The organism is Aeromicrobium sp. Leaf291 (assembly GCF_001423365.1).
GTDB lineage: Bacteria > Actinomycetota > Actinomycetes > Propionibacteriales > Nocardioidaceae > Aeromicrobium.
In genome coordinates, this window is the sequence record NZ_LMNM01000002.1 from 360,893 (window position 1) to 380,939 (window position 20,047).

Here is a 20,047-nt window from a genome sequence, read left to right on the forward strand (position 1 = left end):
ATCCCCGTATCGCTCGGCATGCCCGAGGCGCCGCCGCCCGTCCTCACGCCGCGGCGCAAGACCCGCAAGATCAAGGTCGGCTCGATCGACGTCGGCGGCGACGCCCCGGTGTCGGTGCAGTCCATGACCACGACGCTCACCTCCGACGTCAACAGCACCCTGCAGCAGATCGCCGAGCTGACGGCCGCCGGCTGCGACATCGTGCGCGTGGCGTGCCCGAGCCAGGACGACGCCGACGCACTTCCCGACATCGCGCGCAAGTCGCAGATCCCCGTGATCGCCGACATCCACTTCCAGCCGAAGTACGTGTTCGCGGCCATCGACGCCGGCTGTGCCGCCGTGCGCGTGAACCCGGGCAACATCCGCAAGTTCGACGACCAGGTCGGCGCGATCGCGAAGGCCGCCAAGGATGCCGGGGTCTCGCTGCGCATCGGCGTCAACGCCGGCAGCCTCGACAAGCGCCTGCTCGAGAAGTACGGCAAGGCCACGCCCGAGGCGCTCGTGGAGTCTGCCGTGTGGGAGGCCTCGCTGTTCGAGGAGCACGACTTCCACGACTTCAAGATCTCGGTCAAGCACAACGACCCCGTGATCATGGTGAAGGCCTACGAGCTGCTCTCCGAGCGAGGCGACTGGCCGCTGCACCTCGGCGTCACGGAGGCCGGTCCGGCGTTCCAGGGCACCATCAAGAGCGCCGTGGCCTTCGGGCACCTGCTGGGCAACGGCATCGGCGACACGATCCGGGTCTCCCTGTCGGCACCGCCGGTCGAGGAGGTCAAGGTCGGCATCCAGATCCTGCAGTCGCTCAACCTGCGCCCGCGCAAGCTCGAGATCGTCTCGTGCCCGTCGTGCGGTCGCGCGCAGGTCGACGTGTACACGCTGGCCGAGCAGGTCACGGCCGGGCTCGACGGCCTCGAGGTCCCGCTGCGCGTGGCCGTCATGGGCTGCGTCGTCAACGGACCGGGCGAGGCTCGCGAGGCCGACCTCGGTGTCGCCTCGGGCAACGGCAAGGGTCAGATCTTCGTCAAGGGCGAGGTCATCAAGACCGTGCCCGAGAGCAAGATCGTCGAGACCCTCATCGAGGAGGCCATGCGCATCGCCGAGACGATGGAGCCCGTGGAGGGCGCCACCGCCTCGGTCGACGTGTCGGGCTGAGGCCCGGACGACCGCCGCTAGTCGACCACGCTGTCGATCGGCCGTGACCGCGGCGCGGAGGCGTCGTCCTGACCGCGCAGCACCAGCACGGGGCACGACGCGTGTCGGACCAGCCGGTCGCTGACCGAGCCGAGCAGCAGCCCGGCGAAGCCGCCCAGGCCGCGGGGGCCGATCACGACCATGGTGGCGCCGCGCGACGCCTCGAGCAGGGTGTCGTCCGCGGGCCCGTGCACGGCCTCGAGGGTGACCGGCACGTCGGGGTGCGCCGCACGGGCGTCGGCGGTGTCGGCCTCGAGCGCGGCCTGCGTGGCGCGGCCCAGCTCGTCGACGCCCGGGACGAAGCCGGGGCGGGCGTCGGCCGGGCGCGCGGCGGTGGAGATCGACCAGGCGCGCACGACGTGCACGGGCAGACCAGCGGCCTCGGCGTGGTCGAGCGCCCAGGCGAGGGCGGAGTCGGAGAAGCGGGAGCCGTCGTGACCGACGACGAGGGGACCGGGTGACGTCATGACTCATCGTAGGACGGCGTGGGATCACCTCCGGCGCTACGCTGACGAGGTCTCGGCACGCCGTGCTGCGGACGGACGGAGGTGCGCGATGACCCAGCTGGTCGACGCGCGTGCCGGCGCCGGGCCTGGAGACCAGGTGGTCCGAGCGCTGACCCCCGGTGACGTCCCCGACCTCGTCCGCCTCACCGCCCGCGACGCGCGAGCCAACCTCTTCGTCCGGCACCGCGTCGCGGAGACCGGGCTGCGCGACGTGCTGCTCGGCGGGTCGATCCTCGGCTGCTTCCGGGACGGCGTCCTCGTCGCCGCCTGCCACAGTGGCGCCAACCTCGTCCCGGTTCAGGCCGACGCGGTGGCGATCGACGGCTTCGCCGAGCACCTCCTGGCCGCCGACACGGGCCCCGGCGGACGCCGCAGTGCCTCGCTGGTGGGTCCCCAGGAGGCGGTGCTGCGGCTGTGGTCACGTCTGGAGGGGCTGTGGGGCCCGGCGCGCTCGGTCCGGGCCGACCAGCCGTTCCTCGCCATCGACCACGACCCCGCTCTGCCGGCGGACCCGCGGGTCCGCCACGTCATGATCGACGAGGTCGACGCGCTGTACCCCGCCTCCGTCGCGATGTTCCGCGAGGAGGTCGGGATCGACCCGGAGGCCGGCGGGAGCGTCGGCTACCGGGCTCGGGTCGGGCAGCTCGTCGCGCGGGGCTGGGCGTTCGCGATCATCGAGCGCGGCCAGGTGCTGTTCAAGACCGAGGTCGGGGCCGCGGTCGACGGGGTGTGCCAGCTCCAGGGCGTGTGGGTGCACCCTGATCACCGCGGCCGTGGGATCGCAGCCCCGGCACTCGCGGGCGTGGTGCGTCTCGTCCGGCGCGACGTCGCACCCGACGTCACGCTCTACGTCAACGACTTCAACGCCCCGGCTCGCGCCACCTACGACCGCGTCGGGATGCGCCAGGTCGACACCTTCGCCTCGATCCTGCTGTAAGGCGTCCGGAGTCAGCTCGACGTGCTCCACCGGGTGAGCACGGGTGCCGCAGCCAGCAGGGCGGCCAGCGCGGGACGCTGCCCGTCGCCCGCCCGCCAGGTGCGGTAGGCGTCGTCGTGCTCCAGGCTCTCCCAGCGCTCGAGGGCGGTGACGTGCGTGGGGTCCTCGACGTCCGTCAGCACCTCGACCCCGTGGTTGCCGGGGAAGGCCCGGGTCTCGGCGAGGACCTCCTCGAGGACGGCCGGCGCGTCGTCCAGCCGGTCGGGCCGCAGCCGGAGCTCGAGGGTGGCGATGACGGTCATGGAGTACTCCTGGGGCTGGTCGGGTCGGCAGGGCCGGGACCGATCCTTCCACGCGTCACCTCGCTAGGGTGCGGGCATGGATCGTGACGTGAAGGCGCTCGCCGGACTCCTCGCCGCCGCGGGGGTCGCCCACTTCGTGAAGCCGGCACTCTTCGAGTCGATGGTCCCGAGGCCCCTGCCGTACAAGCGCGAGCTCGTCCTGGGCTCCGGCGCGGTGGAGATCGCGTGCGCGGCCCTGCTCGTCCACCCCCGCACCCGTCGTGCGGGCGGGACGGCATCGGCCGCGCTGCTCGTCGGGGTGTTCCCGGCGAACCTGCAGATGGCGGCCGACGCGGTGCGCAGCCGGCGCGCGTCGACGGGGTGGAAGGTCGGCACCCTCGCGCGTCTGCCGCTGCAGGCCCCGCTCGTGCGCACCGCGCTCAAGGCGTCCCGCGGCTAGGACACGCCCTGGCCCCACCCTGGGCCACCTCGCGCGCGAGGTACCGCCGACACCCTCGATAGGGTCGGTCCATGCGCATGTCCCAGCTGTTCCTGCGAACCCTGCGAGACGACCCCGCCGACGCGGAGGTCCCGAGCCACAAGCTGCTCGTCCGGGCGGGCTACGTGCGTCGCGTGGCGCCCGGTATCTACTCGTGGCTGCCGCTGGGGCTCAAGGTGCTCGCCAAGGTCGAGCAGATCGTCCGCGAGGAGATGGACGCCATCGGCTCGCAGGAGGTGCGGTTCCCCGCGCTGCTCCCGCGTGAGCCCTACGAGGCCACCAACCGCTGGGTCGAGTACGGCCCGAACCTGTTCCGGCTGAAGGACCGTCGCGGGACCGACATGCTGCTCGGCCCCACGCACGAGGAGATGTTCGCCCTCCTGGTCAAGGACCTCTACTCCTCGTACAAGGACCTGCCCCTGAGCCTCTACCAGATCCAGACGAAGTACCGCGACGAGGCGCGTCCCCGTGCCGGCATCCTGCGCGGACGCGAGTTCGTCATGAAGGACTCCTACTCCTTCGACGTCGACGACGCCGGCCTGGAGGCCAGCTACCGGGCCCACCGCGAGGCCTACGTCCGGATCTTCGACCGGCTGGGGCTGGACTACGTCATCGTCCACGCCGACTCCGGAGCCATGGGTGGCTCGGCCAGCGAGGAGTTCCTCGCCGTCGCCGAGGTCGGCGAGGACACGTTCGTGCGTTCCCCCGGCGGCTACGCGGCGAACGTCGAGGCCGTCACCACCGTGGTGCCCGACCCCCTGCCCCTCGACGACGCGCCCGCTGCGCACGCCGAGCAGACCCCCGACACCCCCACCATCGAGACGCTCGTCGCGCACCTGCAGGAGCACTTCCCGCGCGAGGACCGACCCTGGCACGCGGGCGACACGCTCAAGAACGTGCTGGTGGTGCTGCGGCACCCCGACGGCAGCCGCGAGCCGCTCGCCATCGGCGTGCCCGGCGACCGCGAGGTCGACCCCAAGCGCCTGGAGACCCAGGTCTCGCCCGCCGAGGTCGAGCCGTTCACCGAGGACGACTTCGCCGCGCACCCGCTCCTGGTCAAGGGCTACATCGGTCCGGCCGCCCTGGGCGCGGAGTCCGAGAGCGGCATCCGCTACCTCGTCGACCCCCGCGTCGTCGAGGGCAGCCGGTGGGTCACGGGTGCGAACGTCCGCGGGTCCCACGTCGTCGATCTCGTGGCGGGCCGCGACTTCACGCCCGACGGCACGATCGAGGCCGCTGAGGTGCGCGCCGGCGACCCGGCTCCCGACGGCTCCGGGCCGCTCGAGCTGGCCCGCGGCATCGAGATGGGCCACATCTTCCAGCTGGGACGCAAGTACGCGCAGGCCCTCGGGCTCCAGGTGCTCGACGAGAACGGCAAGCTCGTGACGGTCACGATGGGCTCCTACGGCGTCGGGATCTCCCGTGCCGTGGCGGCCGTGGTGGAGAGCTCGCACGACGAGATCGGCATCGTCTGGCCCCGCGAGCTCGCCCCCTACGACGTGCACCTCGTCGTGGCGGGCAAGCAGCCCGAGCAGTTCGAGGCCGCCGACCGGCTGGTCGCCGACCTCGAGGCCGCCGGTGTCACCGTGCTCCACGACGACCGGCCCAAGGTCTCGCCCGGCGTCAAGTTCAAGGACGCCGAGCTGCTCGGGATGCCCACGATCGTGGTGGTCGGCAAGGGTCTGGCCGACGGTGTCGTCGAGGTGAAGGACCGCGCGACGGGATCACGACGCGACGTGCCGGTCGCGGGTCTCGTCGACGAGCTGCGCGCCGTGTGCCGCTGATCGACCCGACGGACCACAGCCCGCCGGGCCGGGTCAGCCGAGTCCGGGGAACGCGGTCGGGGAGGCGCCCCAGTCGATGGCCTCCAGCGCGGAGGCACGCAGCGAGGCCAGGGCCTCGCGGCGGTCGCCGGCTCCGCCGAGCGTCACGAGCGGCAGAGTGGCCGTGCACAGCCGGTCACTGACGTCGGCCAGACGCTGCCGAGCGTCGTCGGCCGTCGCCGGTGCGGTGCCGTAGGACGCCTGCGGGCCCACCGGCGTGGCGCCCGCCGCCGCGACCCGGGCGATCAGGCTGTCCCGCGACCGACGGTGGCGGACGAGGGCGTCGCTCGCGGCGTCGCGCAGGGCCGAGAAGCGACCGGCCACCAGCGAGGCGAGCCAGACCGCCTCGTGCTCAAGGGCGAGGCGCCGTTGAAGGGCGCCGACCGGGGACGGAGTGCTCATGGTCGCGCTCTCAGCCCCGACGTCCGAGCGTCCGGGCGACCTGGGCCTGGCCGGCGGCCAAGGACGCCAGCACCCGCGCGAGGTCGGGGGAGACCGCCGTCAACGCGTCGGACTCGCGGCGTCGCGCGGCGGCCGCGACGGCACGCGCCACGGCGGCGCCGCCGCCGGTGATCTCCGAGGCCGGGGGAGTGGAGCCGCCCGGAGGGCCACCCAGCGCCTCCAGCTGCTCGCGCAGCACGTCCACCAGGGTCTCGTCGGCGCCGCCGAGCTGCTCGACGGCGCTCACCAGCGAGACCTGCTCGGAGGCCGCCGTCCGCAGCAGCGCGGTGTCCGACGCGTCCGGGATCGGGTGCGGGCGGGCGCCGAGTGCACGCAGCAGGTCGTCGTCGCGTCCGGCCACGTGCAGGCCCGCCCCGGCCGCGACGACGGCGAGCCCGGACCCCACGACGACGCGACGGCTGACCACCACGGCAGCCTAGTCCGTGACCGCTAGAGTGGTCGCCTGCGGCAGGCCGTCCCTTCGGCTCGCCGCACGTGACGTGTCGACAACAGAACACAGGAGGCTGCTCGAGATGGCGGACCCGCAGGCCGACCGCGTGGAGGACGAGGTCCGAGGCGCGCTGACGCCGCTCGGACTGGACCTGGAGGCGGTGGAGCTGTCCCGCTCGGGGTCCAAGCGCCTCCTGAGGATCGCGGTCGACGCCGACGGTGGCGTCCCGATCGACCTCATCACCGACGCCACGCGCGTCGTGTCCGCCGCTCTCGACGAGGGCAGCGCCATGGGCGAGGAGCCCTACACGCTGGAGGTCACCTCCCGTGGCCTCGACCGCCCTCTGACCGAGCCCCGGCACTGGCGGCGCAACGTCGGCCGGCTGGTGGCGGTGACGCTTCACGACGGTCCCTCCGTCACGGGGCGTGTCGTGGGCAGCGACGACACGGGCGTCGAGCTCACCGTCAAGGGCCAGCAGCGCCGTCTGGAGTACTCCGAGGTCGCCCGTGCCCTCGTGACGCCGGAGCTGGGTGCCCCCAAGGCCCCCACGACGGGTCGCTCCAAGCAGCCCCGACGGCCGGTGCAGGGCCGGCCCGGCACGTCACGCCCCACCGACCGGAACCGCGAGAAGGACTCCTGATGGACATCGACATGAGCGCACTGCGTGCGCTGGAACGCGAGAAGGACATCTCCTTCGAGGTGGTCGTCGAGGCCATCGAGACAGCGCTGCTGTCGGCCTACCACAAGACGCCCTACGCCCACTCCCACGCGCGGGTCGTGCTCGACCGCGCGAGCGGCCACGTCACCGTGTGGGCGAAGGAGCGACTCGAGCCCGAGCCGCAGGCGCAGCCCGAGACCGCGCCCGAGACCGCGCCCGACACTGGGACCTCGACGGAGACCGGGCAGGAGGGCGCGGCCGAGGACGCAGCGGCCGACACGGACGGGACCGTCGCTGCCCAGCCGGCCCCCGCTCCCACCACCGCCCCGGCCCCGCCACGGTTCTCCGAGGAGTTCGACGACACCCCCGAGGACTTCGGCCGGTTCGCCGCCGCAGTGGCGCGCCAGCTGATCATGCAGCGTCTGCGTGACGCGGAGGACGAGCAGAAGTTCGGCGAGTTCTCCGGCAAGGTCGGCGACATCGTCTCCGGCGTCATCCAGCAGGGCAGCCGGCCCGGCGACGTCATGATCGACCTGGGCCGTGTCGAGGCGCTGCTGCCGGCGTCCGAGCGCGTGGCGGAGGAGAAGTACGCCCACGGCGAGCGCATCAAGGCCTACGTGTACGAGGTCGAGAAGGGCATGCGTGGGCCGCGGGTCAAGGTCTCGCGCACGCATCCGAACCTGGTGCGCCTGCTGTTCGCGCTGGAGGTGCCCGAGATCGCCGACGGTGCGGTCGAGATCATGGGCGTGGCCCGTGAGGCCGGACATCGCACGAAGATCGCCGTGCGCGCCAAGGCGGCCGGGGTCAACGCCAAGGGCGCCTGCATCGGACCGATGGGCCAGCGCGTCCGCAACGTCATGCACGAGCTGCACGGCGAGAAGATCGACATCGTCGACTACAGCGACGAGCCGGCTGCGTACATCGGTCACGCGCTCTCGCCGTCGCGCGTCAAGCAGGTGACGGTGGTCGACGAGCAGGCTCGTGCGGCGAGGGTGGTCGTTCCCGACTTCCAGCTCTCCCTCGCGATCGGCAAGGAGGGCCAGAACGCCCGCCTCGCCGCGAAGCTCACGGGCTGGCGCATCGACATCCGGTCCGACACCGAGGACCCCTCCGTGGCCGGGGGGCCAGCGCGCCCGTCCGGTGCGTCGAGGCCCGAGAACGGAGCATGAGCGCGGACGGGGTAGACTCGACCCTGGTCACTCGCACGTGCATCGGCTGCCGGTCGCGCGACGCAGTGACCGCTCTGGTGCGACTCGTCGCGGTCCCGGGGGAGACGACCACGGTCGTCACGCCCGATCCACGGCGGTCCATGCCGGGGCGAGGGGCGCACCTGCACCCCGACCCTCGGTGCCTGGAGCTGGCACGTCGCCGCAAGGCGTTCGGCCGGGCCCTCCGCCTGGAGGGACCACTCGACCTGACGCCGCTCGACGCCGTCGCCGACCGCACCACGCACCAGTGACACCGATCCAGGGGGCCACCCGGCCCCACGACCCGAAAACGGAGCAACCGCTCATGAGCTCTCGATGAGAACCAACCGATGAGCCTGCACGTCAACTAGGGTCCGCACCTCCTTCAGGGCGGGCGGACCCCCCTGAAGGAGAACAGTGGCTGTCAGAGTCCACGAGCTCGCACGAGAGCTCGGAGTCCAGAGCAAGGACATCCTGTCCACGTTGAAGGACATGGGTGAGTACGTGAAGTCCGCGTCGTCCACCGTCGAGGCGCCGGTCGTCCGCCGCCTCAAGGAGGAGCACGGCGACACCCTGCGCGACAAGGGTGCGAAGAAGGCTGCCAAGAAGGCGCCTGCGGCCAAGCCGGAGGCACCGGCCCAGGCCGAGGCCAAGGCCCCCGAGGCCCCCGCGCCCGTCGAGCAGCCCGCTGCGGCCGAGCCCGCCGCGGAGGCTCCTGCCCCTGCGGCGCCCAAGGCCGCGCCGGCACCCGGCCCGCGTCCCGGTCCGCGTCGTCCGGCCGAGCCGGAGGCCCCGGCGGCCGAGGCCGCTCCGGAGGCACCTGCGGCGCAGCCCGGCCCGAAGCCGGCCGCTCCCGGACCCCGTCCGGGACCGCGCGGTGGCGGTGCCCGCCCGGGCAACAATCCGTTCTCGTCGCGCCAGGGCATGCAGCAGGACCGTCCCCCGCGCCCGCCGGCCGCCCGTGAGGGTGGAGCGGCTCCTGCGCCGGGCGGTCGCCCGGGCATGCCGCGTCCCAACCCGGCCATGATGCCCAAGCAGTCCGGTCTGGCCGGCTCCCGTCCCGGCCCCGGTGGCCGTGGCGGCCCCGGCGGCCGTCCCGGCGGTCCCGGTGGCCGACCCGGTGGCGGCGGCGCTCCCGGCGGTCGTCCCGGCGGTGGCGGTGGCGGCGGCTTCGCCGGTCGTCCCGGCGGCGGTGGCGGCTTCGGTGGCCCCGGCGGTCGTCCCGGCGGCAACCGTCCCGGTGGCCGCGGTGGCACGCAGGGCGCGTTCGGTCGCGCCGGTGGCCCGGTCCGACGCGGACGCAAGAGCAAGCGCGCGAAGCGTCAGGAATTCGACCAGATGCAGGCGCCCGCCATCGGCGGCGTGCGTGTGCGCAAGGGCAACGGCGAGACGATCCGTCTCACCCGCGGTTCGTCGCTGAGCGACTTCGCCGACAAGATCGGCGTCGACGCGGCATCGCTCGTCGAGGTGCTGTTCCACCTGGGCGAGGTCGTCACGGCCACCCAGTCGGCCAACGACGAGACGCTGCAGCTGCTCGGCGAGGAGCTCAACTACACGGTCGAGGTCATCTCGCCCGAGGACGAGGACCGCGAGCTGCTCGAGTCGTTCTCGCTGGAGTTCGGCGAGAACGAGGGCGACGACGACGACCTCATCGCGCGGCCGCCGGTCGTCACGGTCATGGGTCACGTCGACCACGGCAAGACCAAGCTCCTCGACGCGCTGCGCTCCAGCAACGTCGTCGACAAGGAGGCCGGTGGCATCACGCAGACCATCGGCGCCTACCAGGTCGCCACCGAGGTCGACGGCGACGAGCGTCGCATCACCCTGATCGACACCCCCGGTCACGAGGCCTTCACGGCCATGCGTGCCCGTGGTGCGCAGGCGACCGACATCGCGATCCTCGTGGTCGCGGCCGACGACGGCGTCATGCCGCAGACGGTCGAGGCGCTCAACCACGCGAAGGCGGCCGGCGTGCCGATCGTCGTCGCGGTCAACAAGATCGACAAGCCCGACGCCGATCCGACCAAGGCTCGCGGCCAGCTCACCGAGTACGGACTCGTGCCCGAGGAGTACGGCGGCGACACGATGTTCGTCGACGTCTCGGCCAAGGCCGGGACGGGCCTGGAGGACCTGCTCGCCGCCGTCGTGCTGACGGCGGACGCCGAGCTCGACCTGCGCGCCAACCCGACGCAGAACGCCGAGGGCCTGGTCATCGAGGCGCACCTGGACCGCGGTCGCGGCCCGGTCGCCACGGTGCTGGTGCACCGCGGCACCCTGCGCGTCGGCGACTCGCTCGTCGCCGGACCGGCCTTCGGTCGTGTCCGCGCGATGCTCGACGAGCACGGCGAGAACATCGAGGAGGCCACGCCGTCGCGTCCCGCGCTCGTGCTCGGCCTCACCGCCGTTCCCGGCGCCGGCGACAACTTCATGGTCGTCGCCGACGACCGCCTGGCTCGCCAGGTGGCCGAGAAGCGTGAGGCGCGCGAGCGCAACGCACTGCTCGCCAAGCGCAGTGGTCGCCGGACCCTCGAGGACTTCATGTCCTCGATGGAGAAGGGCGAGACCGACGAGCTGCTGCTCATCCTGAAGGGTGACGGCTCCGGCTCGGTCGAGGCGCTCGAGGACGCGCTCGCCAACATCGACGTCGGCGAGGAGGTCGACCTGCGGGTCATCGACCGCGGCGTCGGTGCGATCACCGAGACCGACGTCAACCTGGCTGCCGCGTCGAACGCCGTCATCATCGGCTTCAACGTCCGGCCGCAGGGCAAGGCCACCGAGCTCGCCGACCGCGAGGGCGTCGAGATCAAGTACTACTCGGTGATCTACCAGGCGATCGACGAGATCGAGGCGGCCCTCAAGGGCATGCTCAAGCCCGAGTTCGAAGAGGTCCAGCTGGGCACGGCGCAGATCCGCGAGATCTTCCGCTCGTCCAAGATCGGCAACATCGCCGGCTGCATGGTCACGAGCGGCACGCTGCGGCGCAACGCCAAGGCTCGCCTGCTGCGCGACGGTGCCGTGGTGGCCGACAACCTCGACCTCTCGAGCCTGCGGCGCGAGAAGGACGACGTGTCCGAGGTCCGCGAGGGCTTCGAGTGCGGTCTGGTGCTCCGTGGCTACGGCGACATCAAGATCGACGACGTCGTGGAGATGTTCGAGCTGCGCGAGAAGCCGCGCGCCTGAGGTGACCCGGGTCGGGCCCGACACCCGTCGGGCCCGACCCAGCACCTGTACTGACCCGGCACGAGGGTGCCGGACGAGGAGGAATCATGGCCGGACAGCGCACCCAGCAGCTCGCTGACCGCATCAAGGTGATCATCGCCCAGATGCTCGAGCGTCGGGTCAAGGATCCGCGTCTCGGCTTCGTGACCATCACCGACGTCCGGCTCACCGGTGACAACCAGAACGCCTCGGTGTTCTACACCGTCATGGGTGACGAGCGGGCCATCGCCGACACCGGCGCTGCGCTCCGCAGCGCCACCGGGCTCCTGCGGGCCGAGGTCGGCAAGCAGCTCGGGACGCGGCACACGCCCACGCTCGAGTTCTTCCTCGACGCGGTGCCCGAGACGGCACGCCAGATCGAGGACCTGCTGGCCAGGGCGCGCGAGATCGACGAGCGCGTGGCCGCGGAGTCGGCCGGCGCGCAGTACGCCGGCGACCCCGACCCGTACAAGCAGCCCCGCACGGACGAGTCGTCCGACGAGGACGACGAGGACGACGGACGCGCATGAGCCCCGTGGGGCTGGTCGTCGTCGACAAGCCCGCAGGCTGGACGTCGCACGACGTCGTCGCGCGCACCCGACGCCTGGCCGGGACGCGCAAGGTCGGTCACGCCGGGACGCTCGACCCGATGGCCACGGGTGTGCTCGTGCTCGGGGTCGGACGTGCGACGCGGCTGCTCGGCCACCTGCAGCTGGCCGACAAGGAGTACCTCGCCACGATGCGGCTGGGGCAGACCACCGTGACCGACGACGCCGAGGGGGACCTGCTCGAGCAGGTCGACGCCTCCGGCATCGGCGAGGCCGACGTCCGGGCCGCGGTGCTGCCGCTGACCGGCGACATCGAGCAGGTGCCGACCGCGGTCTCGGCCATCAAGGTCGACGGCAAGCGGTCCTACGCGCGGGTCCGGGCCGGCGAGGACGTCCAGCTGGCGGCGCGGCCGGTCACGGTCTCGACCTTCGAGGTCACCGACGTGCGCCACGTCGACGTCGACGGCACCCCCGTGGTCGAAGTCGACGCCCGGGTCGTGTGCTCCAGCGGCACCTACGTCCGCGCGCTCGCACGCGACCTCGGCGCCTCGCTCGGGGTGGGCGGCCACCTGACCATGCTGCGGCGCACCCGGGTGGGCGGCTTCGGCCTCGACGTCGCCAGCACGCTCGAGGAGCTCGAGCGTTCGTGGATCCACGTGGATCTCGACGCTGCGGCGCGGGCGGCGTTCGTGTCGATCGACCTCGACGAGTCCGCCGCTCAGGAGGTGCGGTTCGGGCGCGCGCTCACCGGCACCGCTCTCGGTCACGACGGCCCGGTGGCGCTGTTCGCGCCCGACGGAGCCTTCCTCGCGCTCTACGAGCAGCGCGGCCCCGACGCCCGGGCGGTCGCCGTCTTCGTGTGAGCGGCACCGAACGAGGACGTGTCGGTCGCACGATGTCCTAGGGTGACGCCGTGGCTCGCATCTCGACCCGAGGTCTCCTCTGGCGCCCCCTGCAGACCTGGTTCCTCTCCGTCGTCGGGATCGTCTCGGGCCTGATGCTCACGACCAAGGTGCGCAAGATCCTGCGCGCCGGCGGGCAGAAGCCCTTCCCGACCGTCGCGCCGCTGACGCTGCCCGTCGGGCAGGAGAACCACGCCACCACGTACACCTACGGCGAGGACCTCTACGCCGACATGCTGGCGGCCATCCGTGGCGCCCGGACCCGTGTGCTCTTCGAGACCTTCATCCTCAAGGCCGACGAGGTCGGTGCCGAGTTCAAGCGGGAGCTCGTGGCCGCTGCCGAACGAGGCGTCCACGTGCACGTGATCTACGACGGGTTCGCCAACCTCGTCGTGCCGCGGTCCTTCCTGCGCTTCCCGCCGAGCGTGCACGTGCTGCGGTTCCCCGTCCTGAACTCCGGGCTGCAACCCTTCAACCCGCGCCGGTGGGGGCGTGACCACCGCAAGATCCTGGTCGTCGACGACCAGGTCGGCTTCGTGGGCGGCTACAACGTCGGGTCGCTCTACGCGACGCAGTGGCGCGACACGCACCTGAAGGTCGAGGGCGCCGCGGTGTGGGACCTCGACAACGCGTTCATCGACTTCTGGAACGACCGCCACCCGGTGCGGATCGAGCCCCTGGGCGAGGCCAGCTGGGAGCCGACGGTGCGGGCCCACCGCAACGTCCCGCAGCAGCTGGTGTTCCCGATCCGCGGGATGTACCTGGAGGCGATCGACCGTGCGCGGCACCACGTGCACATCACGGCGGCCTACTTCATCCCCGACCACGACATCCTGCGGGCGCTCCTCGACGCGCGGTCACGGGGCGTCGAGGTGACGATCATCGTGCCCGAGATCAGCAACCACGTCGTGGCGGACTGGCTGTCGCGCGGGTTCTACGGCGAGCTGTTGAGGCACGGCGTGCGGATCCAGCTGTACCAGGACGCGATGGTGCACGCGAAGACCATGACGATCGACGGCCACTGGTCGACGGTCGGCACCGCCAACATCGACCGACTGAGCCTCACGGGCAACTACGAGATCAACCTCGAGGTGATCGACCCGAACCTCGCCGAGCATCTCGAGCGGGTCTTCGAGACGGACCTGGAGAACTGCCGCGAGCTCACCCTCGAGCAGTGGCAGTCGCGGCCGTTCGTGGCCCGGGCGTGCGAGCTGCTGCTCACCCCGCTGCGACCCCTGCTCTGAGGTGCGTGACCGGTGCGGACCCGCGCATGAGAGTCCTCTCATCGGGGTCTCACGGAGGGCTCACGGGCGCTGGCGAGAGTGAGGGCATCACATCGACACCAGGAGGAACCATGAAGCTCTCAGTCCGCACCGGAATCGCCGCCGTCGCCGGCACCCTCGCCCTCGGCACCGCCGGGTTCGCCCTGTCGGCGGCCAACGCCGACGACACCGACCGCGACCCCGCCCTCAAGCGCGAGGACACCAGCACCTCGTGGACGGTGCCGGCCGCCGACGACGATGACGACGACCGCGACGGCCGCGACGACGACCTCAACACGCAGGTGACCGCGCAGACGGCCAACACGGCTCAGACCGCGCAGACCCGGAACACGGCCCCCACGGCCAACACCAAGAACACGGCGCAGACCAAGAACACCGCGCCGACGAAGAACACGGCCAAGACGGTGCAGTCGGCTCCCACCAAGAACACCGCCAAGACGGTCCAGTCGGCGCCCACGAAGAACACCGCGCCGAGCGCCCCGACCAAGAACACCGCCCCGACGAACGACACGAACAGCTGATGTCCGACGACCGCTGGGGCCTGGCCGGGGGCGACGAGATCGCCCCCGGCCTCACGGCCGTGAAGGACCTCGGGGGAGGCACCGTCTACGAGGCGTGGCTCGCCTTCGACGAGCGCCTGCACGCCCCCGTGGTCGTCAAGGTGTTGCGGCCCGGCCACGTGGAGGACCCCGCCTCGCGCGCCGGCTTCGACCGCGAGATCGGGCTGCTGTCGCGGCTGGCGCACCCGGGCATCACGCGGGTCTTCTCCTACGACGACGAGGCCGAGCGGCCGTACTTCGTGCTGGAGCACGTGGACGGTCCCAACCTCTCGCGCCTGATCGGCAAGCACGGTGCGGTCCCCGAGCACCAGCTGCTGCCGCTGGCGCTCGAGCTCGCGTCGGTGCTGCACTACCTGCACGGTGAGGACGTCCTCCACCTCGACATCAAGCCGAGCAACGTCATCATGGGCTCGCCGGCCCAGCTGATCGACCTGTCCGTCGCCCTGGACGCCTCCGAGGCCGCCGCCCTCGACCACGCGGTCGGCAGCGACGAGTACATGGCCCCCGAGCAGTGCCTGCCGGGGGAGCGCGGCACCGTCGGTCCCGCGGCCGACGTCTGGGGCCTGGGCGCCACGTTGTTCCGCGCCGCGGCCGGCTTCCGCGCCTTCGACCGCGACCCGCGCTGGGCCCAGCTGCAGGACGAGCCGAAGCCGCTTCCCGCCCACGTGCACCCGGGCGCCGCCGACCTCATCGGCCGCTGCCTCGACCCCGACCCGGCGGCGCGTCCCACGCCGACGCAGATCGCGCACGACCTCGAGCCGATGATCGCCGGCCTGCCCAGCGCCCGGTTGTCGGGGTTCACGCTGAAGCGCTGAGCCTCTTCGTCGTTGCGTAGCCGTCCGTCCGGGTCTCGACCTGCGGCTGTGTCGCTCGGCTAAGGCTTCGCTCGCTGCTGCGTCGCTGGGGTGGGGCTTCGTCCTGCTGCTGCGTCGCTGTGGCTGCGAGTCGACCTGCGCTCCGAAAGGGCCTCGACCGGCGGTCGGGTCTGGGCACGGGTGAGTTCTCGGAGCGCGGGTCGGGGGACGCAAGATTCTGCGTTGGAGCGTGAGAGCTTGAAGGATGCTGCGTTCCTGTCCGGATTCCGTCGTGAACGCAGCATCGTTCGGGGTTCTGCACTCGAAGGCAGAACCCTGCGTCCGCGGGCGATGGTGCACGACGGATGGGCAGGGATTCTCCTTCTGCGTGGGACGGTCCACCAAAAGGGAGAATCCCTGCCCGTACGGGGCCCTTTTCCTCGCCACGATGCTTCCTTCGCGAGGCACGGTCCACGCGAAGGAAGAATCGTGCGCGTATCCCGCACAGAAGAAGAATCGTGGCCGCGCCCCGCAGGCCCAGCCGAGCCCAGACCCCCGGTCCGGTCGAGGCCCTTTCGGAGACCGGGCCCACTCGTAGCCACAGCGACGCAGCAGCACGTGAAGGCCCCACGGCAGCGACGCAGCAGCAAGCGAAGCCCCTACGGCAGCGACGCAGCAGCAAGCGAAGCCCCTGCGGCAGCGACGCAGCAGCACGGAAAGACCCAGCCACGGCGACGCAGCATGCCGGGAGGACCTCAGTCCACCCGGTACCCCAGCCCCCGCACGGTGGTGACGAGCTCGGCACCCAGCTTCCGTCGCAGGTACCCGACGTAGACGTCCACGACGTTGGAGCCGGGGTCGAAGTCGTAGCCCCACACGTGCGAGAGCAGCTGCTCACGCGACAGGACCTGACCACGGTGGCTCATGAGGACCTCGGCCAGCGAGAGCTCGCGGGCCGAGAGCTCCACCTCCCGCTCGCCGACGTAGGCCCGCCGCCGACGCAGGTCCAGCCGGACGTCACCGGCCACGAGCTCGTCGTCCGGGGCGGCCTGGGCGGGGGAGCGGAGCCGCAGCCGCACACGGGCCAGCAGCTCGGCGAAGCGGAACGGCTTGCTCATGTAGTCGGCGGCGCCGCCCTCCAGCGCCTGGACCGTGTCGGTCACCGAGTCGCGGGCGGTCAGCACGATGACCGGCAGCTCGGGGCGCTCGGCCTGCACACGCTCGAGGATGGTGAACCCGTCCAGGCCGGGCAGGCCGATGTCGAGGATCATCAGGTCGAACGGGCCGGTGAGGGCGTAGTCGAGCCCGCTCACGCCGTCCGCGACCACCGTGGGGGTGAACCCCTCGGCCTTGAGGCCCTTGGACACGAACGAGGCGATGCGGTCCTCGTCCTCGACCACCAGGATCCGGTTCACCACTGTCCTCCTGCCGGGACGACCAGCCGGAACGTCGCGCCGGTGCCACTGGTCGGTCCATGGTCGCTCGTGCCGTGCTCGTCGGCTCTCGGCCCATCAGTGCTGGGTTCGTCGAGCACCACCTGGCCCTCGTGGGCCCGGGCGATCACCGCGACGATGGAGAGCCCGAGGCCGAAGCCGGCGTGCTCGTCCTCGCCCTGCGAGAAGCGCTCGAAGATCGTCTCACGCAGCGCGGGCGAGACGCCGGAGCCCGTGTCGCGGACCCACAGCTCGACGTTCCCCTCGTGCAGGCGCGATCCGATGCCGATCTCGTCACCGGCGGCCGTGTGGCGGACGGCGTTGTCCGCCAGCTGGAGCAGCGCCTGGGTGATGCGTTGTGGATCGACCTCCACCGTCGTGCGCGCGACGCCGTCGAGCACCCAGGAACGCTCCGCGAGCCCGCGGGCTCGCTCCAGCACACCGACCGTCAGGGCCTCGACGTCGGTGCGCTCGAGCCGCACGAAGTCGGGACGCTCGGCCTTGGCGAGCAGCAGGAGGTCGTTCACGAGCCGGGTCATCCGGTCGATCTCGTCGAGCAGCAGCACGCGGGTCGTGCGCACGTCGTCGGGGTCGGTGAGGTCGAGGACCTCCAGGTGCCCCTGCAGGACGGTGAGAGGGGTGCGCAGCTCGTGCGCGGCGTCGTCGAGGAGTCGACGCTGGCTGGCGAAGGCCTCCTCCAGGCGGTCGAGCATGTCGTTGAACGTGCGCTGCAGCTCGCTCAGGTCGTCGTTGCCGCTCACCTCGAGCCGTCCGCTCAGGTCACCCTCGGTGATCCCCTGCGCGGTCTCACGGAGGCGGCGCACGGGGGAGAGGAGTCGGCCGGCGAGCCACGAAGCGATCGCGGAGATCAGCACCACCGACAGCGCACTGAGCAGGGCGTAGGTGACCATCAGCTCGTCCAGCTGGTTGCGTGACTCGCTCACGTCGTGCGAGACGACGAAGGAGGCGCGCTCGGATCCCTGCTCCACCGGCTGGACCGCCACGCGGTAGTCGCGGTCGGCGACGGTCAGGTCGGCCACGCCGCCTGCGGTCTCGAGCCGCTCGACCAGGGCCGGGAACCGCGGTGAGGTGCGCAGCGCCCGTTGGCCCTCGCCGACGAACGTGGGCTTGCCCGTGACGGGGAACTGCCAGAGGTTCTCCTCGGCGTCGGGCACGTTGCGGGACAGGAAGAACGCGATCAGGCGGTCGGGGTCGGCGAACCGTTCGCCCGTCTCCGGGTCGACTCCCTCGGCCTGGAGCCGACGCAGCTCGCCGACCTCCTGGGCCAGGCTGGTGTCGATCACGCGGTCGATGCGGCGCGACTCGAGCACGAAGAGCGTGGCACCGACGGCGACGAGGGCCGCCGCCGTCAGGAGCGCGACGGCGGCGGTGAGACGTTGGCGGACGGAGTAGCGGGGGCTGCGGCTCACGTCCACGCGTCGCTCCTGCGTCCACGGCGGAGCCGGGCAAGGAGGTCAGTCGTCATCGTCGTCCCGGTCGTCCCTGTCGTCATCGTCGTCGTCATCATCGTCGATGGGGCGCGGTGTCTGGGGGACGCGCTCGTAGTCGTCGTCGTCATCGTCGTCGTCGTCCGCCGACGGGGTCGGCGACGGCGTGGGGGTCGGGGTCGGGGTGGAGCTCGTCGTCGGCACCGTCACGGGGGCGAAGTCGCCGGCCGGTGCGTCGTCCTGCGCCACGACGCGCGCCGCCACGATGCCGAGCAGCACGAAGGCGACCCCCACGACGAGGGGGACGAGGAGGCGGGAACGCGTCATGCGCACACTGTGCCGCACGGAGCACCTCGCCACGATGAGGTGGCGATGAGAGAACTCTCATCGAACGTCACCGCGCACGCGTGCGGCGAGCGCCGCTGTGGCACAGTTCTGGCGTGGCCACGTGGACAGAGCTGGGCGGGGCGTCGACCGCGCCGATCGCCGAGGACTCCGCCGTCACCATCGGGACGTTCGACGGCGTCCACCGAGGACACCAGGCACTGCTGCAGCGGACGCGCGAGGTCGCCGGCGGTCTGCCGGTCGTGGCCGTGACCTTCGAGCCGCACCCGGTCGCGGTCTTCGCCCCCGAGCGGGTCCCCGCCCGTCTCACGTCGCTCGAGCGCCGCGTGCAGCTGCTGCTCGAGCCGGCGCCCGGAGTGCGCGGGGCCGACCACGTCCGCGTCCTCGACTTCGACCGCGAGATGGCCTCCTGGTCACCTCGCGAGTTCGTGGAGCGCGTGGTGGTCGAGCAGCTGCGGGCCCGTCACGTGGTGGTCGGGGAGAACTTCACGTTCGGCGCCAAGGCCGCCGGCACCACGGAGGTGCTGCGCGAGCTGTGCGCCGAGCACGGCTGCTCGGCCGACGCGCTCACGCTCGTGGGGGACGCCGAGGCGCGGGGGGACGACGGGTCCGGCACCTGGTCGTCCACGCGGGTGCGGGGTCTCGTCGCCGAGGCCCGTCTCGCCGAGGCCGCAGCGGTGCTCGGCCGTCCGTACGAGGTGGACGGCGTGGTCGTCCCCGGTGACCGCCGTGGCCGTGACCTCGGCTTCCCTACCGCCAACGTCCCGGTCGACGCCGGGTACTGCGTCCCGCCCGACGGGGTCTACGCCGGTCGCCTCGTCACCGGGGACGCCGCCTACCCGGCGGCCGTGTCCATCGGCACCAACCCGACCTTCGCCGGCACCGAGCGGCGGGTCGAGTCCTACGTGATGGACCACGGGCACGACCTCGACCTCTACGGACGCACCGTCCGGGTGGAGCTGGTCGAGCGGCTGCGCTCGATGGTGGCCTACGAGGGTGTCGAGGCCCTCGTCGAGCAGATGCACGCCGACGTCGACGCCGCCCGCGCCGTGCTCGCTCGACCGTCCTGACCCGGGCGATTCGCCTGGAGGTGCCGCCCGCTGATAGCCTGGCAGGCGGCGTACCAACGCCCACGGATCATCAGAGCCCCGGTGGACATGCCCGGGAGCGCCGTGCAACGACCTCCCAGGAGAAGAATGTCTAAGAAGACCGCTGCCCCCACCGTCGCCGGCACGCCGCGTGACGAGATCATCAAGCAGTACGCCCGCAGCGAGGGCGACACCGGCTCCCCGGAGGTCCAGGTCGCGCTGCTCACCGAGCGCATCTCGCACCTGACGGAGCACCTGAAGGAGCACAAGCACGACCACCACAGCCGTCGTGGCCTGCTGCTGCTCGTCGGCCAGCGCCGTCGGCTGCTCAACTACCTCCAGGCCAAGGACATCGAGCGCTACCGCTCGCTCATCGAGCGCCTCGGTCTGCGTCGCTGACTTCGATCAGGCGGTCTCCCCAGTCGGGGTGGCCGCCTGATCCGCATCCGGGCCCGCCCAGGTCGTAGGACCTGG

Annotated in this window: 22 protein-coding genes; 15 read left to right on the top strand and 7 right to left on the bottom strand. The window is 72.0% G+C overall.

The features are described from left to right. A complete protein-coding gene (gene ispG / locus ASF35_RS11495; RefSeq protein WP_055968544.1) occupies window positions 1–1,152 on the top strand; it encodes a flavodoxin-dependent (E)-4-hydroxy-3-methylbut-2-enyl-diphosphate synthase in 1,152 nt (383 codons plus the stop codon). Between the two features lie 17 nt (window positions 1,153–1,169). Here ispG and ASF35_RS11500 read toward each other — a convergent pair whose 3' ends face one another. Then, a complete protein-coding gene (locus ASF35_RS11500) occupies window positions 1,170–1,658 on the bottom strand; it encodes a universal stress protein (RefSeq protein ID WP_055967394.1) in 489 nt (162 codons plus the stop codon). Between the two features lie 88 nt (window positions 1,659–1,746). On the opposite strand from ASF35_RS11500, the gene ASF35_RS11505 reads away from it, so the two are divergent. After that, window positions 1,747–2,634: a DUF4081 domain-containing GNAT family N-acetyltransferase gene (locus tag ASF35_RS11505; protein ID WP_055967397.1), complete on the top strand. Its 888-nt coding sequence runs from the start codon at window positions 1,747–1,749 to the stop codon at window positions 2,632–2,634. An 11-nt stretch (window positions 2,635–2,645) separates the two neighbouring features. Here the strand turns inward: ASF35_RS11505 and ASF35_RS11510 are convergent, their stop codons facing one another. Continuing rightward, on the bottom strand, window positions 2,646–2,936 hold the full coding sequence (locus tag ASF35_RS11510; protein WP_055967401.1) for a putative quinol monooxygenase: 291 nt from the start codon (window positions 2,934–2,936) through the stop codon (window positions 2,646–2,648). Between the two features lie 76 nt (window positions 2,937–3,012). Here ASF35_RS11510 and ASF35_RS11515 point away from each other — a divergent pair, with 76 nt between their 5' ends. Continuing rightward, a complete protein-coding gene (locus tag ASF35_RS11515; protein ID WP_055967404.1) occupies window positions 3,013–3,375 on the top strand; it encodes a MauE/DoxX family redox-associated membrane protein in 363 nt (120 codons plus the stop codon). Between the two features lie 77 nt (window positions 3,376–3,452). Further along, window positions 3,453–5,198: a proline--tRNA ligase gene (locus ASF35_RS11520; protein WP_200931171.1), complete on the top strand. Its 1,746-nt coding sequence runs from the start codon at window positions 3,453–3,455 to the stop codon at window positions 5,196–5,198. 33 nt (window positions 5,199–5,231) lie between these two features. On the opposite strand, the gene ASF35_RS11525 is transcribed toward ASF35_RS11520, so the two are convergent. Next, entirely contained in the window at window positions 5,232–5,639 is a 408-nt protein-coding gene (locus tag ASF35_RS11525) for a DUF4439 domain-containing protein (protein ID WP_055967409.1), read from the bottom strand. A 10-nt stretch (window positions 5,640–5,649) separates the two neighbouring features. Then, complete coding sequence (locus ASF35_RS11530; RefSeq protein WP_156366934.1) at window positions 5,650–6,105, bottom strand: hypothetical protein; 456 nt, start codon at window positions 6,103–6,105, stop codon at window positions 5,650–5,652. Window positions 6,106–6,211: 106 nt separating this feature from the next. On the opposite strand from ASF35_RS11530, the gene rimP reads away from it, so the two are divergent. The 9 genes from rimP to ASF35_RS11575 all read left to right on the top strand — a co-directional run bounded on the left by rimP (window position 6,212) and on the right by ASF35_RS11575 (window position 15,280). Beyond that, window positions 6,212–6,769, top strand: coding sequence for a ribosome maturation factor RimP (gene rimP, locus ASF35_RS11535; RefSeq protein ID WP_082480782.1), 558 nt, complete (start codon window positions 6,212–6,214; stop codon window positions 6,767–6,769). Continuing rightward, window positions 6,769–7,956, top strand: a complete 1,188-nt coding sequence (nusA, locus tag ASF35_RS11540) for a transcription termination factor NusA (RefSeq protein WP_055967417.1) — start codon at window positions 6,769–6,771, stop codon at window positions 7,954–7,956. The genes rimP and nusA overlap by 1 nt, the downstream gene beginning before the upstream one ends. Further along, a complete protein-coding gene (locus ASF35_RS11545; RefSeq protein WP_082481895.1) occupies window positions 7,953–8,246 on the top strand; it encodes a YlxR family protein in 294 nt (97 codons plus the stop codon). The genes nusA and ASF35_RS11545 overlap by 4 nt, the downstream gene beginning before the upstream one ends. Before the next feature lie 145 nt (window positions 8,247–8,391). Continuing rightward, on the top strand, window positions 8,392–11,154 hold the full coding sequence (gene infB, locus ASF35_RS11550) for a translation initiation factor IF-2 (protein ID WP_055967420.1): 2,763 nt from the start codon (window positions 8,392–8,394) through the stop codon (window positions 11,152–11,154). An 86-nt stretch (window positions 11,155–11,240) separates the two neighbouring features. Continuing rightward, on the top strand, window positions 11,241–11,702 hold the full coding sequence (rbfA, locus tag ASF35_RS11555; protein ID WP_055967423.1) for a 30S ribosome-binding factor RbfA: 462 nt from the start codon (window positions 11,241–11,243) through the stop codon (window positions 11,700–11,702). Then, entirely contained in the window at window positions 11,699–12,583 is an 885-nt protein-coding gene (gene truB, locus ASF35_RS11560) for a tRNA pseudouridine(55) synthase TruB (RefSeq protein WP_055967426.1), read from the top strand. The genes rbfA and truB overlap by 4 nt, the downstream gene beginning before the upstream one ends. Window positions 12,584–12,633: 50 nt before the next feature. Further along, window positions 12,634–13,866: a phosphatidylserine/phosphatidylglycerophosphate/cardiolipin synthase family protein gene (locus ASF35_RS11565; RefSeq protein ID WP_055967429.1), complete on the top strand. Its 1,233-nt coding sequence runs from the start codon at window positions 12,634–12,636 to the stop codon at window positions 13,864–13,866. 110 nt (window positions 13,867–13,976) lie between these two features. Continuing rightward, window positions 13,977–14,426, top strand: coding sequence for a hypothetical protein (locus ASF35_RS11570; RefSeq protein ID WP_055967432.1), 450 nt, complete (start codon window positions 13,977–13,979; stop codon window positions 14,424–14,426). Next, on the top strand, window positions 14,426–15,280 hold the full coding sequence (locus tag ASF35_RS11575) for a serine/threonine-protein kinase (protein WP_055967435.1): 855 nt from the start codon (window positions 14,426–14,428) through the stop codon (window positions 15,278–15,280). Before ASF35_RS11570 ends, ASF35_RS11575 begins: the two co-directional genes overlap by 1 nt. 734 nt (window positions 15,281–16,014) lie before the next feature. Here ASF35_RS11575 and ASF35_RS11580 read toward each other — a convergent pair. Genes ASF35_RS11580 through ASF35_RS11590 form a run of 3 tightly spaced genes read right to left on the bottom strand, consistent with a single transcriptional unit; the run spans window position 16,015 to window position 18,467 of the window. Then, entirely contained in the window at window positions 16,015–16,674 is a 660-nt protein-coding gene (locus ASF35_RS11580) for a response regulator transcription factor (RefSeq protein ID WP_055968550.1), read from the bottom strand. Next, the gene (locus ASF35_RS11585; RefSeq protein WP_055967437.1) at window positions 16,671–18,128 is read right to left on the bottom strand and encodes a cell wall metabolism sensor histidine kinase WalK; all 1,458 of its coding nucleotides are present in this window, start codon (window positions 18,126–18,128) and stop codon (window positions 16,671–16,673) included. The genes ASF35_RS11580 and ASF35_RS11585 overlap by 4 nt, the downstream gene beginning before the upstream one ends. A 39-nt stretch (window positions 18,129–18,167) precedes the next feature. Next, window positions 18,168–18,467, bottom strand: a complete 300-nt coding sequence (locus tag ASF35_RS11590) for a hypothetical protein (protein ID WP_055967441.1) — start codon at window positions 18,465–18,467, stop codon at window positions 18,168–18,170. Between the two features lie 113 nt (window positions 18,468–18,580). On the opposite strand from ASF35_RS11590, the gene ASF35_RS11595 reads away from it, so the two are divergent. Both ASF35_RS11595 and rpsO read left to right on the top strand, forming a co-directional pair. Beyond that, entirely contained in the window at window positions 18,581–19,555 is a 975-nt protein-coding gene (locus ASF35_RS11595) for a bifunctional riboflavin kinase/FAD synthetase (protein WP_235499150.1), read from the top strand. Between the two features lie 126 nt (window positions 19,556–19,681). Further along, window positions 19,682–19,972: a 30S ribosomal protein S15 gene (rpsO, locus tag ASF35_RS11600; RefSeq protein WP_055967444.1), complete on the top strand. Its 291-nt coding sequence runs from the start codon at window positions 19,682–19,684 to the stop codon at window positions 19,970–19,972. Window positions 19,973–20,047 lie beyond the last annotated feature (75 nt).